This window comes from Pseudomonas borbori (assembly GCF_900115555.1).
GTDB lineage: Bacteria > Pseudomonadota > Gammaproteobacteria > Pseudomonadales > Pseudomonadaceae > Aquipseudomonas > Aquipseudomonas borbori.
Genome location: NZ_FOWX01000056.1, coordinates 1 through 13,481, shown reverse-complemented (window position 1 = coordinate 13,481; position 13,481 = coordinate 1). Strand labels below are relative to the sequence as shown.

Annotated in this window: 12 protein-coding genes and 2 pseudogenes; 12 read left to right on the top strand and 2 right to left on the bottom strand. The window is 59.6% G+C overall.

Going from position 1 to position 13,481, the window contains the following annotated elements:
- Positions 1-125: 125 nt before the first annotated feature.
- Together tnpB and BM315_RS24780 are read right to left on the bottom strand one after the other, a co-directional pair.
- Positions 126-485 (bottom strand): IS66 family insertion sequence element accessory protein TnpB, encoded by a 360-nt coding sequence (tnpB, locus tag BM315_RS23125; RefSeq protein WP_244527364.1) that lies wholly within the window; start codon positions 483-485, stop codon positions 126-128.
- A 374-nt stretch (positions 486-859) separates the two neighbouring features.
- Positions 860-1,018: a hypothetical protein gene (locus BM315_RS24780; RefSeq protein ID WP_170862301.1), complete on the bottom strand. Its 159-nt coding sequence runs from the start codon at positions 1,016-1,018 to the stop codon at positions 860-862.
- 229 nt (positions 1,019-1,247) lie between these two features.
- Here BM315_RS24780 and BM315_RS25155 point away from each other — a divergent pair.
- From BM315_RS25155 to BM315_RS25605, 12 genes and pseudogenes are all read left to right on the top strand, one after another.
- A pseudogene (locus BM315_RS25155) lies at positions 1,248-1,370 on the top strand (transposase domain-containing protein); the annotation flags it as partial.
- Positions 1,371-1,621: 251 nt separating this feature from the next.
- The gene (locus BM315_RS23115; protein ID WP_090505929.1) at positions 1,622-2,878 is read left to right on the top strand and encodes a cytochrome P450; all 1,257 of its coding nucleotides are present in this window, start codon (positions 1,622-1,624) and stop codon (positions 2,876-2,878) included.
- Between the two features lie 60 nt (positions 2,879-2,938).
- Positions 2,939-3,262, top strand: a complete 324-nt coding sequence (locus BM315_RS23110) for a 2Fe-2S iron-sulfur cluster-binding protein (RefSeq protein WP_090505927.1) — start codon at positions 2,939-2,941, stop codon at positions 3,260-3,262.
- 84 nt (positions 3,263-3,346) lie between these two features.
- Positions 3,347-4,984: a GMC family oxidoreductase gene (locus tag BM315_RS23105; protein ID WP_090505925.1), complete on the top strand. Its 1,638-nt coding sequence runs from the start codon at positions 3,347-3,349 to the stop codon at positions 4,982-4,984.
- Between the two features lie 2 nt (positions 4,985-4,986).
- Positions 4,987-5,250 (top strand): hypothetical protein, encoded by a 264-nt coding sequence (locus tag BM315_RS23100; protein WP_090505923.1) that lies wholly within the window; start codon positions 4,987-4,989, stop codon positions 5,248-5,250.
- A gap of 27 nt (positions 5,251-5,277) precedes the next feature.
- Entirely contained in the window at positions 5,278-6,498 is a 1,221-nt protein-coding gene (locus BM315_RS23095; RefSeq protein ID WP_090505921.1) for an NAD(P)/FAD-dependent oxidoreductase, read from the top strand.
- An 87-nt stretch (positions 6,499-6,585) separates the two neighbouring features.
- Positions 6,586-7,032, top strand: a complete 447-nt coding sequence (locus BM315_RS23090) for a globin (RefSeq protein ID WP_090505919.1) — start codon at positions 6,586-6,588, stop codon at positions 7,030-7,032.
- A 120-nt stretch (positions 7,033-7,152) separates the two neighbouring features.
- Positions 7,153-8,319 carry an acyl-CoA dehydrogenase family protein gene (locus BM315_RS23085; RefSeq protein WP_090505917.1) on the top strand — a complete coding sequence of 389 codons (1,167 nt, stop codon included), beginning with the start codon at positions 7,153-7,155 and terminating at the stop codon, positions 8,317-8,319.
- Positions 8,320-8,350: 31 nt separating this feature from the next.
- Positions 8,351-10,330 carry an acetoacetate--CoA ligase gene (locus BM315_RS23080; RefSeq protein WP_090505915.1) on the top strand — a complete coding sequence of 660 codons (1,980 nt, stop codon included), beginning with the start codon at positions 8,351-8,353 and terminating at the stop codon, positions 10,328-10,330.
- Positions 10,331-10,360: 30 nt separating this feature from the next.
- A complete protein-coding gene (locus BM315_RS23075; RefSeq protein ID WP_090505913.1) occupies positions 10,361-11,545 on the top strand; it encodes an acetyl-CoA C-acyltransferase family protein in 1,185 nt (394 codons plus the stop codon).
- A gap of 211 nt (positions 11,546-11,756) precedes the next feature.
- Positions 11,757-12,838: pseudogene (locus tag BM315_RS25610) on the top strand (AMP-binding protein); the annotation flags it as partial.
- A gap of 45 nt (positions 12,839-12,883) precedes the next feature.
- A complete protein-coding gene (locus BM315_RS25605; RefSeq protein ID WP_425287802.1) occupies positions 12,884-13,330 on the top strand; it encodes a class I adenylate-forming enzyme family protein in 447 nt (148 codons plus the stop codon).
- Positions 13,331-13,481: the final 151 nt, after the last annotated feature.

Genomic DNA, 13,481 nt, shown 5'->3' with positions numbered 1-13,481 from the left:
TTGGCAGTTATTTCCTTGTCCTTCGAAGACATCTGCTCATGCAGCGACAGCAGAAGCTGCTTCAGCAAAATAGGGTCGTCAGGAAGGGTTTCGGGCACGGAAATCATGCCGTGGATTATACCGGCTCAGGTCACGAAACGCGGCGTCAAAACCTGGTGTGGGCGGTTGCGCCAGAGGTCGAAACCATCCAGCAGCCAGTTCAATTCCTGAACCGTCAGCACGATGGCTTCGTCTTGATCGTCAGGCGATATTTTGAATCGCTCGGCATCAAGGCGCTTGAGCCACAGACAGAAGCCATTGCGCTCCCAGTACAAGATCTTCACCCGGTTACGCGACTTGTTGAGAAAGACGAACAGTACCGGGTCGAACACGGCTACTTTGATGTCCAGCTCGACCAGGGCGGCCAGGCCGTCGATGGATTTTCGGAAATCCACCGGCTTGGGGTAGAGGTAGACTTTTTCGACTTTGGCGTCGGGGCGCATCATGGCGGCGGGCTCCAGAAAGAAATTGGAGCACAGCATTGGCTGGCCTGCGGATCATTTGTAGATGAGGTTTATGGAGCGCTTACGTTTCATTCTGTTAGGAACTTAAGCGGCTATTGGCGCGCATGACCTTCTGCAGGATGTCGCGAGCGCTCTTGGTCCAGATGAATGGCTTGGGATTGGTGTTGTGGTGCGCGATGTACTCGTCGATGGCGCCAGTCAGCCAGGCACGCTGGTAGACACCGGGGGGGGGGCGCGAAACCTTGAAGCCCCGCACAAGGTGCGGCTTCAGGCCATTGGAGCCAGTACCGCGAGACGCTGGCGGCGCTCACACCCAGTGCCGCGGCCATCTTGCGCGTGCTCCAGTGCGTGGTCGCTTATGGCTTACTCTGCGTAGTCAGTTCCACCAGGCGCGCCTCATCCACCTTCGCGGGCGGCGCACCGCGCGGTTGATCACGCTCGATACCAGTCATGCGCTCACGCGCATAGCGCTCGCGCCAGCGCGAAACCTGCACTCTGCCAATATCACGCTGCACGGCAATATCCTTGTTCTGTCGTCCCGCGTCCAGCGGCCCCACCTTTACTCACGCAGGTGAGGAGCTGACACCGAGGGTGGGTAATAGCTCATCATCCGGCTGTTGCACCAGGTGGGAAGTTTTTCCAGCGTATCCTCAAACCAGGCGGAGGGACTCAATACCGTTTGGTTTGGCGATGACCAGAAGGCTTTGGATGGCGCCGGCGCATTCCGCGCCGGTGACAAATAGCCAGCTCAATAACATGGTGGAAACCGCCAAGGCCACGGGGCAAGAACCCTATGCAGGGTTACTCCATGTGTTCGAACATCTGCCGCTGGCCAGCAGAGTAGAGGACTACGAAATGCTACTGCCGGCTGCCGTGGAACTGTCAATCAACGGCAGCACGGTAAAACGCAAAGCCCCCCCACGAGAAGCGGGGGTTCATGGAGTGGTTACGGTTGACCAATACACCTCACCGAGAAGGTCAGGTATTTCTCTCAGTTTCCCGCAGCGCCCAAATTTCTCGGACGACCCCGTCAAAAAGTACGGGGTGAAGCATAGGCATCTTCCATAAACTGAAAAAACAATATAGGCAGCGCGACTGCTCAATACCGGAGGACGAAGATGACACCCCATAGCATCGATGTTGAACTCGCCAAATCAATCGCTCTCGAAGACATCGACGTGAGCAAACCGGAGCTGTTCGAGCGTGACGGACTGTATCCCTATTTCGAACGGCTGCGTCGCGAAGACCCCGTCCACTATTGCAAGGCGAGTGAATACGGCCCCTACTGGTCGATCACTAAATTCAATGACATTGTCGCCGTTGACACCAACCACAAGGTGTTTTCTTCAGACCACACCAACGGCAGCTTTGTATTGGATGACACAACCCTGAATGCGGTCGATGGCGGCATTTCACTGCCCAACTTTCTTGGCATGGACCCGCCCAAGCACGACATCCATCGCATGGTCGTCAGCCCCATCGTGGCACCACAGAATCTGTTGCGTTTCGAGGCGACCATTCGCGAGCGAACCAAGCGGATTCTGAGCGAGCTGCCGATCGGTGAAGAGTTCAACTGGGTCGACCGGGTCTCGATCGAACTGACCACCATGATGCTGGCCACCCTGCTCGACTTCCCCTTCGAAGATCGGCGCAAACTCACCCGCTGGTCCGACATCATCACTACCCGTCCGGGCTATGGCCTGGTCGATTCCTGGGAGCAGCGCGAGAGTGAGCTGATGGAGTGCCTGTCCTACTTCCAGAAGCTCTATGCCGAACGGCAGAACATGCCGCCCAAGCCCGATCTGATCTCAATGCTGGCTCACTCGCCAGAGATGCAGGACATGACGCCGACCGACTTCCTCGGCACTCTCGCCCTGCTGATCGTGGGCGGTAACGACACCACCCGCAGCTCCATGTCTGGCACAGCCATGGCCTGCCACCTGTATCCGCAAGAATTTACTAAAGTGAAGGGCAACCGCGCCCTGCTCGCCAGCGCCATTCCGGAAGTGGTGCGCTGGCAGACCCCCATTGCGCATATGCGCCGCACGGCCATTGAAGACATTGAGTTCCGCGGCAAACAGATTCGCAAGGGCGACAAGGTGGTGATGTGGTACCTGTCGGGTAACCGTGATGACGAAGTCATCGATCGGCCGATGGACTTTATCGCCGACCGTCCCCGTGCGCGCCACCATCTATCTTTTGGCTTCGGCATTCACCGCTGCCTCGGCAATCGCCTGGCAGAACTGCAGCTCAAAGTTCTCTGGGAAGAGATGTGCGATCGCTTCTCGCGGATTGAAGTCTGCGGCGAACCCGTGCGCGTCCCCTCCAACCTGGTACACGGCTATATCGACCTACTGGTTCGCCTGCACGCCTGAACACACAACAGCGGCGCGATAGCCGCGGCTACTAACCTAGTTACGATAGGAACATGCACCATGCCTAAAATCACCTTCATCTCTGCGGATGACCAGCAATACCAGGTCGAAGCCGCAAACGGACAAACCGCCATGGATGCCGCACTGGACAACATGGTTCCCGGCATCGACGGCGACTGCGGTGGCGTGGCGGCCTGCGGCACTTGCCACGTGTATGCCGACGACCAGTGGCTGGCGAAAATCGGCAGCGCAACCCCGGGCATTGAGCAGGACATGCTCGCACTGACCGACAACGCAACAGCCTGCAGCCGACTGGCTTGCCAAATCACCCTCGGCGACGAGCATGACGGGCTGATTCTGCGGATGCCGGCCGCCCAGCACTGAGAAGCGGATACGGTAGCCCCAACTGGCCACGGCACCCCACCCTCCCGAAGGTGGCACCGCTATACAAACCCGGACGCCAATAACATGAGCTCTACACCGGACTACATAATTGTTGGCGCAGGTTCTGCCGGATGCGTGCTGGCCAACCGCTTGAGCGCCGACCCGAGCGTGCAGGTGCTGCTGCTGGAGGCGGGCGGCCGCGACAACAGCCTGTTGTACAGAATGCCCGCCGGCTTCTTTGCGCTGATGAAAACGGGCAAGGGCAACTGGAACTTTGAATCTGTAGCGCAAGATGGCCTGAATGGCAGAACCATGTACTTCCCCCGCGGCAAAGTGCTCGGCGGCTCCAGCTCGATCAATGGCCTGGTGGTTTCACGGGGCAACCCCGGTGATTATGATAAATGGGCTCAACTCGGCAACCCGGGCTGGTCCTACGCCGAGTGCCTGCCTTACTTCAAGCGCATTGAACGCTACCCTAACGGCAACCCGGCCTTGCGCGGGCACTGCGGCCCAATCGGCGTCACGCTGACCCCGAGGGAGGCAATGAACCCCTTCTCGCGCGCCTGGATTGACGCGGGCGTACAGGCCGGGCACCCGTTCAACACGGACATGAACGCAGGCAACCCGTTCGGCATGGCCCAGATGCAGGGCAACTACCTCGACGGGCTGCGCCAAAGTGCCTCGGCTTGCTACCTGCAGCCTGTTATCGATCGCCCCAACCTGCGTGTGGTGACCGGCGCCTACGTTAAACGGGTTGTGCTTGAGGGGCTGCGCGCCACCGGCATCGAATACACGGTGCGCGGCAGGTCGTTCAGCGTCCAAGCCAACTGCGAAGTGATCCTGTCCGGCGGCGCCATCAACTCACCGCAGATCCTGCAGCTCTCGGGTATCGGCAATCCCGATGAATTGCGCCCATTGGGCATTCAGGCCAAGCACGAACTGCCCGGCGTCGGCGAGAACCTGCGCGACCATATCGCCATAGCGGTGAAGCAGCGCAGCACCAAGGCCTACTCCCTGCGAGCCGAGCTCAAACCGCTGGCCATGCTCAAGACCCTGGCCCAGTACTTGCTGAGTCGCTCCGGCCCCGCGGCCAGCGGCGCACTGGAAGCCTGGGGCCATCTGAAGTCCAGTCCCGAACTGGAATACCCCGACCTGCAGATCTACTCCGTACCCCTGATGTACAACGATCATGGCCGGGACATCATTGCTGAAGAAGGCTTCATGTCGGTTCTCAATGTCAGCAGACCGCTGAGCACCGGCACGGTGAAGATTCGCTGCAGCGATCCGACGGCCGCTCCGGCCATCGACCCACGCTATTTCTCCGATCCGGCTGATCTGCCCGTATTGCGCGAAGGCATTCGCCTGACCCGCAACATCTTTGCCCAAGCCGCATACGATGATTTTCGCGGCACTGAATATGCCCCGGGAGCCATGGCCACTGCCGACGCCGACCTCGATAGTTACATCCGCCAGCATGCCAACAGCCTCTACCATCCGGTAGGTACCTGCATGATGGGCAATGGCCCCATGGCCGTAGTCGATGCCGATCTGCGGGTCAGAGGCATTGATGGCCTGCGCGTGATCGATGCCTCCATCATGCCCGACATCACCAGCGGCAATACCAACTTCCCGACCATGATGATCGCCGAGAAAGCCGCAGATCTGATCCTCGGCAAGGCCAATAATCCACACTCGTCGCCAGCCAGCGACAGGGGGCAATAATCATGCAGCACCTCGGCGGCAGCACAGAATCCTGTCCTTTTTCCTTCAACTTCGAGCCGTCCACCTTCAAGGTGGGCGACATGGTCAGCTATCGGATCCCGGAGCGCTTCGAGGACTTCCCGTTCGTCGGCACCCTGGTCGAGGTACACGCGGACTACGTGATGATCTCGACCAATGATCCGACCTGTCCCGAGCTGGTGCTTAAAGGTACCCGGGAGGCTCGGCCGGTGGTCGACTTCGCGCAACTGCCAAGCACCTCAGTGTGACCGCGGCCATACTCCCAAGGAGATAACATGCGTCCGACCTGCATCATCATCGGTGCCAGCCATGCCGCTGCGCAGCTAGCGCCCAGCCTTCGCCAGGAGGGTTGGGAGGGAGACATCATTGTCATCGGTGACGAGGCGTATGTCCCCTATCACCGCCCCCCGCTCTCCAAGGCTTATCTGCTCGGCGAAAAGAGCGCCGACGAACTCCTGATCCGCCCGCAAGAGATCTACAGCAAGCACAACATCGTGTTCAGACTGGGCACCCGGGTCAGCGCCATCAACCGCGCTGAAAAGACCCTTACCTTGCATGACGGCGAGCGCCTCAGCTATGACAAGCTGGCGATCTGCACGGGCGCCCGGGTGCGCAAGGTCGCCTTGCCCGGCAGCGAGCTGCAAGGCGTGCACTACCTGCGCAACATCCAGGATGTCGATGCCATTCGGCAACACACCGGCGAGCACAAGCGCGCGGTGATCGTCGGCGGTGGTTACATCGGTCTTGAAACAGCCGCCGTGCTGAAAAAACTCGGCATGCAGGTCACCGTCCTGGAAATGGCGCCGCGAGTCCTCGCCCGCGTTACCGCACCGGAGATGTCGGCATTTTTCCAGCGCGTGCACCGCGCGGAAGGCGTCATTATCCGCACCGATGCCGTGGTCAGTGGCTTTGCGGGTGAGGATCGGGTCACGGCGGTACTCTGCGCCGACGGCAGTCGCCTGCCGGCAGACCTGGTTGTGATCGGCATCGGCGTGATACCAAACACAGAACTGGCGGCAGATGCCGGCCTTGCAGTCGCCAACGGCATAACCGTTGATGAACTGGCACGCACCTCGGACCCGGACATCGTCGCCGCAGGGGACTGCACGTCGCACCCCTCAAAACTCTACGGCCGAATCCGCCTCGAGTCCGTGCCCAACGCCTCCGAGCAGGCGAAAACCGCAGCGGCGACGATCTGCGGGAAAAACAAGCCCTATGACGCCCTGCCCTGGTTCTGGTCAGACCAATACGACCTCAAACTGCAAATGGCCGGACTCAACCAGGGCTACGACCAGGTCGTTATCCGCGGCGACCGCGATCACTCGCGGAGCTTTGCCGCCTTTTATCTGAAGAACGGCCAGCTGATTGCCGCCGACTGCGTCAACCGTCCGCAGGAATTCATGCTCAGCAAACGCCTGATCGCCAGCGCAACGACAGTTGATGCAGCAAAGCTGGCCGATGACCGCCTTGAGCTCAAGAGTTTTCTAACCACCTGATGGTTGCCCCGTGGGCGCTGTCAACCTGCCCGTATTTCCCCTGCCGGCGCCCATCACAGTCACTCATGAAAAAGGGCTGACCCTGCCATGCCAAATACCCAGACAGTCGCAGCAGACACGCCGGCCGACGACGCCGCGCTGCTAGAAGAAACCCTGGAGATGGTCTCTAGCCGCAGCGAGGACCTGACCCCGGATGTCTACGCGCGGTTTTTCTCACGCTGCCCGGCGGCAAGCGGACTGTTCACCGTCATTGATCCCGCCACCCCGCCCATGGGCTGTGGACAGATGCTGTTCGAGATCATTTCCCTGCTGCGCGACAGTGCCGCGGGCAAACCTTATGTCGCCTCCTACATGCAGCAGATCGCGACTGAGCATGCCGCGTTCGATGTGCGGGATCCCGCCCTTTACCGCGAATTCATGCATTCATTGGCCGACGTCCAGGCAACACTGTTGGGGCCTGACTGGAGCCCGGCCCATGCGCAGGCCTGGGACAGACAGATAGCCGCGCTGTTGCGCCACCTGCCTGACAGCTGAAGCGCTACTGGAGCATGGCTCAACAATATTGTATGCATCAATATCGTATGTAATAATACCCCCAACAGAAACCGCTATTGGCCTCACCTCGATAGCAGGCCACTCACCTGGGGGTACTCCATGAATTTTGCCTTGAGCGATGATCAAGTCGCCATTCGTTCTGCCGTTGCAGAGATTTGCAAAAAATTTGACGACGAATACTGGACCCACAAGGACAAGGTCGGTGGCTTCCCCATGGACTTTTATGGCGCTATGGCCAAAGAAGGCTGGCTGGGTATTGCCATGCCGGAGGAATACGGTGGCGCTGGCCTGGGCATCAGCGAAGCCTGCCTGATGATGGAGACCGTGAGCGGCTCCGGCGCCGGCCTGTCTGGCGCTTCGGCAATCCATATGAACGTGTTTGGCCTGCACCCGGTGGTCACGCATGCCAACGCAGAACAGAAAGCCCGCTGGCTGCCGCCAATCATCAATGGTGAGCAACAGGCCTGCTTCGGCGTGACCGAACCGAACACCGGCCTGAACACCCTGAAGCTGAAAACCATGGCCGTCCGCCAGGGTGATCGCTACATCGTCAACGGGCAGAAGGTATGGATCTCCACGGCCCAGGTTGCCCACAAGATCATGCTGCTGGCCCGCACCACGCCGATTGAGGACGTGAAATCTCCAACCCACGGCTTGAGCCTGTTCTATACCGACCTGAATCGCAGCAAAATCGAAGTCCGGGAAATCGAAAAAATGGGCCGCAAGGCTGTCGACTCCAACCAGCTGTTTATCGACGGTCTGGAAATTCCGGTTGAAGACCGCATCGGCGAGGAAGGCCGCGGCTTCGAGTACATCCTCCACGGCCTGAACCCGGAGCGCCTGCTGCTGGCCGCAGAAGCGACCGGTCTGGGCAAGGCGGCACTGCGCCGGGCGGCGACCTATGCCAACGAGCGTATCGTCTTCGATCGCCCGATCGGCAAGAACCAGGGCATCCAGCACCCGCTGGCAGAGCGCTGGATAGACCTTGAAGCGGGTACCTTGCTGTATCAGAAAGGCGCCTGGTTGTATGACAACGGCATGTCCTGTGGGGCCGAAGCCAACGCCGCCAAGTTCTTCTGCGCCGAAGCCGGTTACCGCGCCTGCGAGACTGCCGTGCTGACCCACGGTGGCATGGGCTATGCCAAGGAATATCACGTAGAGCGCTACTTCCGTGAATCCATGCTGCCCAGAATTGCCCCCATTTCACCGCAATTGATCCTGTCCTTCATCGCAGAAAAAGTACTCGGCCTGCCGAAATCCTACTGATAGCGTTTTCTGAGTTAAACGAGGCAGCACCATGGCAGCATTCTGGACACCGTCAGCACAGCGCTGCGAGGAAGCACGCATCAGCCACTTCACCCAGTGGCTGGCTGCACGCTCAGAGCAGACCCGCTTTGCCGATTACGCAGCTCTGTGGGAGTGGTCGGTCACTGATATCGAAGGATTTTGGCAAAGCGTTTGGGCGTATTTCGACATTGCCTCACCTACGCCACACACCCGCGTCCTGGAGTCCAGGAGCATGCCGGGCGCTCAGTGGTTCAAAGGCGCCCAGGTCAACTACGTAAGCCAGGTCTTTCGCCACGCCAGCAGCGAAAGACCGGCCATCCTGTTTACCGACGAAAACGGTAACGAACAGGAAATTTCCTGGGCCGAACTGGAGAGGCAGGTTGCCTCGCTGGCTGATGCACTGCGCAACATGGGCGTCAGCAGCGGGGATCGGGTAGTTGCGTTCCTGCCCAACCGGCCTGAGACAGTCGTCGCCTTTCTTGCCTGCGCCAGTATCGGTGCGATCTGGTCGGTCTGCTCGCCGGACATGGGCGCAGTCAGCGTGCTTGACCGCTTCCGCCAGATCGAACCCAAGGTTCTGCTGGCCTGTGATGGCTACCATTACGGCGGCAAGGCCTTCTCCAAGGTCGAGGTCGTGGAGCAAATCCGCAGCCAATTGCCGACACTGCAGCATCTGGTAGCCGTACCGGTGCTGGGTGCGGCCCTGGCAGGCGCAGAACTGAAAAATGCCCACCAGTGGGATCAACTGACCCAGGCTGATGCGCTGCTGAGCCACGCCTGGCTGCCCTTCGATCACCCGCTGTGGGTAGTCTATTCCTCGGGCACCACCGGCATGCCGAAACCTATCGTGCACGGCCACGGCGGCATCATGCTGGCCATGTCAGTCAGCCTGGGGTTGCACAATGACCTCGGCCCGCAAGACCGCTATCACTGGTACTCAACCACCGGCTGGATCATGTGGAACTGCCAGGTAGGCGGCTTGCTGGTCGGCAGCACCCTGTGCATCTTTGATGGCAATCCGGGCTATCCCGACCTGAGTGCGCTCTGGCGCTTTGCCGGAAAAAGCAAAGCAACCCTGTTCGGCGCCGGTGCCGCGTTCTACGCCTCCTGCCTGAAAGCCGACATCAACCCGAATGCACTGGCCGACCTCTCTGCACTGAAAACCGTGGGCTCAACCGGTTCGCCGCTGGCCTCCGACTGCTATGACTGGATTCAGCAGAATGTCGGCTATGGCGACATCTGGCTGGCCCCCATGTCCGGCGGTACCGATCTGGCAGGCCCCTTTATCGGTGGTATCCCGACCTTGCCGGTCTACCGTGGCGAAATGCAATGCCGGGTGCTCGGTGCCGCGGTGCATGCCTTCAATGATGCCGGCGAGCCAGTTATCGATGAAGTAGGTGAACTGGTCTGCACTGAACCCATGCCCTGCATGCCGCTGTTCTTCTGGAATGACAGTGACAACCAGCGCTATCTGGATAGTTATTTCGATACTTTCCCGGGTGTATGGCGCCACGGCGACTGGATGAAGGTCACCGAACACGGTGGCGTGATTATCTATGGGCGATCGGACGCCACCATCAACCGCCACGGCATCCGCATGGGCACCAGCGAACTGTATCAGGCCGTCGAAGCACTGCCGCAGGTGCTGGACAGCATGGTGGTCGACCTGGAGTTCCTCGGTAAGCCTTCCTACATGCCCCTGTTTATCGTGCTAGGCGAAGGCGCCAGCCTCGATGATGCCTTGCGCAATCAGATCATGAGCAGCATTCGCGAAGCCTTGACGGCACGCCATGTTCCAAACGACGTCTTTGTCGTGCCGGCTATTCCGCGCACGCTGTCGGGCAAAAAGCTGGAGTTACCAGTCAAGAAACTCTTGCTTGGACATCCCGTTGAAAAAGTAGTCAACAAAGACTCCATGGCCAATCCTGCAAGCCTCGATTGGTATCTGGACTTCGCTCGCCAGTGGATCAGCCAGCAAAATAACGCCTGATTCCCCAAGACAATGAGACAGGAACACAACATGAGCCAACGTGAAGTCATCGTCCTCAGCGCCGTTCGCACCGCCATTGGCCGGTTTGGCGGCAGTCTCAAGGATGTACCGCTTACCCGGCTCGCCACCACGGTGGTAAAGGCGGCGCTGGAGCGCTCAGGCGTAGCCCCGGCCGCTGTCGGCCATGTGGTGATGGGCAATGTCATTCCGACCGCGCCCGAGGACGCCTATCTGAGCCGGGTCGCGGCTGTTGATGCCGGCATGCCTATTGAAGTGCCCGCCTTCAACGTCAACCGCCTGTGTGGCTCAGGCCTGCAAGCGGTAGTTTCCGCGGCACAGTCCATATTGCTCGGCGATATTGACGTTGCCGTCGCCGGTGGCGCGGAATCCATGAGCAGGGGCCCTTACATATTGCCCAGCAACCGCTGGGGTTCGCGCCTGGGTGACGCAACAGCAGTCGACTACATGAATGCGATACTGCACGACCCCTGGAAAAAGCTGCATATGGGCGTGACAGCTGAAAACATCGCCGAGCGCTATGGCGTATCCCGGGAGCAGCAGGACTTGCTGGCTCTGGAAAGCCAGAAACGGGCTGCACGGGCGACCGCAAAAGGCTGGTTCAAAGAGCAGATCGTGCCGGTGACCGTACGTGCCGGAAAAACCGAAAAGAGCTTTGAGGCCGACGAAAACGTCCGCGCCGATGCAACCCTTGAACAGCTGTCCGCCATGCGTCCAGCCTTCCGCGAGAACGGCATGGTCACCGCCGGCAACAGCTCAGGACTCAATGATGGTGCTGCTGCGCTGGTTCTGGCTGAACGCCAGTATGCCAAAGCCAAGGGTCTCAAGCCGTTGGCTCGCCTGGTGGGCTATGCCCATGCAGGTGTCGACCCCGACTACATGGGCATGGGCCCTGTCCCTGCAATACTCAAGCTGATGGAAAAAACCGGCCTGACCCTCGAGCACATGGACGTCATCGAGATCAATGAAGCCTTTGCAGCGCAGGCTTTTGCCGTAGCCAGCGAGTTGGGGCTGGATCTGGAGAAGGTCAACACCAACGGTTCCGGTATTTCCCTGGGCCACCCGGTCGGCGCTACCGGCGCGCTGATCAGCGTGAAAGCCATCCATGAACTGCACCGCACGCAAACCCGTTACGCACTGGTCAGTCTGTGCATCGGTGGCGGGCAAGGTATTGCCGCCATCTACGAGCGTCTCTGACACTGGCCGGGCTACCCTGGTGGCCCGGTGCTGTCCTAGTGTCGCGTCACGAATCATCTGTCGCTTTCCGTAGGAGCTGCTTCAGCCGCGATGCTTTCAGCGCCTTTAAGGTTAATCGCGGCTGAAGCGGAGCGCCGCCCGGCCGCTCTTACGCAAGTCTGGCGTTAAAGCGACCCTAGCGGCGCACGGGACAGGATCGGCCTCATTGCGCATGGATAACAACAATAAAGGACTTCATGCCATGAGAATTACGCAACTGCTCGAACAGGCCATACACTCTCGCGGCCAGCACACGGCCACTCTTTGCGCAGGCCGGGAGAGATCCTGGCAACAGCTTGGTGAGCGCATTCCGCGGACGGCAGCGGCGCTACAGGCTCTGGGGCTTGAAGCCGGTGACACGGTCGCCGTCCTGTCCATGAACTCCGACAACTACATCGAAACGTTCTTTGCCGTCCCCTGGGCGGGGGCATTCTGGCGCCCCTGAACATTCGCTGGTCCGTGCAGGAAAACCGCTACGCCCTGGAAGACTCCCGAGCGCGCTTCCTGCTGGTGGACGAGAACTTCGTCGAGCAGGCCCGCCAGCTTGCCACCCAGCTCCCCGCACTCGAACGGATCATCCATATCGGCCAGGGGCCGGCCCCCGCAGACATGCCCGGTTATGAACAACTCATCGAGCAACACCCGGCCATACCGGACAGCGGCCGTGCCGACAATGACCTGTATGTCATCTTCTATACCGGCGGGATCACAGGGCACCTAAAGGGAGTGACCATGTCGCACCAGGCAATCTGCTTCAGCGCCCTGTCCTACCTGGGCATGCTCACTCACACTCGCCATCTCAGGCACATCTATGTACCGGGATTCTTCCACTTCGCCGCCGCCAGCCCAGTCTGGTACATCACCCTGTCCGGCGGCACGCACATTGTCCTGCCGAAGTTCGAAATGCAGTCCTTCATGCTGGGCGTCAGCCAGCACCGGGCGACCAACACCGTGCTGGTCCCGACCATGATCAACATGCTGATGACTCATCCCGACTTCAACCAATACGACCTGAGTTCACTGAAAACCTGCATCTATGGCGGTTCTCCCATGCCGGAAGCGCTCATGCGGCGCGCCATCGAGCTGTTGCCCGACTGGCAATTCAGACAGATATACGGCATGACCGAAACCGGTGGATTCGCCACCATGCTGCATTGGGAAGATCACACCCCGGATGGGATTCGCATCAAATCCGCCGGCCAGCCCGCACCAGGTGTGTCAGTCAGGATCGTCGATACCAAAGGCGCCCCGGTTGCAGCCAACGTGCTTGGCGAGATCAGCATTCGCAGCACGGCCCTGATGGACAGCTATCTGAAAAGTCCTGACAGCACGCAGGCGGTATTGTATGACGGCTGGATGCACACCGGCGACGCCGGATACCTTGACGACCAGGGCTTCCTGTTCGTTGCCGACCGCTACAAGGACATGATCGTCAGCGGTGGTGAAAACGTCTATTCGGTTGAAGTCGAACGTGTTCTATACCTGCATCCGGCGGTGCAGGAAGCCGCCGTCATCGGCGTTCCCCATCAACAATGGGGCGAAAGTGTGCATGCCCTGGTCGTGCTGCGCCAGGGATCGCAGGCAGATGCACAAGAGCTCATGCGCTTCTTCCGGGAACACATCGCCGGATACAAAGTCCCGCGCAGTATCGACTTCCAAGATCAGCCACTGCCCACCACACCAGTAGGCAAGATCAGGAAAAACGTCATCCGCGATCAGTTCCTAGACCACCTCGGCAAGAACTGAAGCGGCATGCACCGGGCATTGTGCCCACCACAAGCAAAGGGGCTAGTGGACTGTTTGGTTAGTTCAATAACTTATTCTTGATTGCGGTGAGCTTTGCGCGATTAACAGAGTTGATGATGGATTCAGCCGTTTTGTTCCAGCGAAAAGGCTT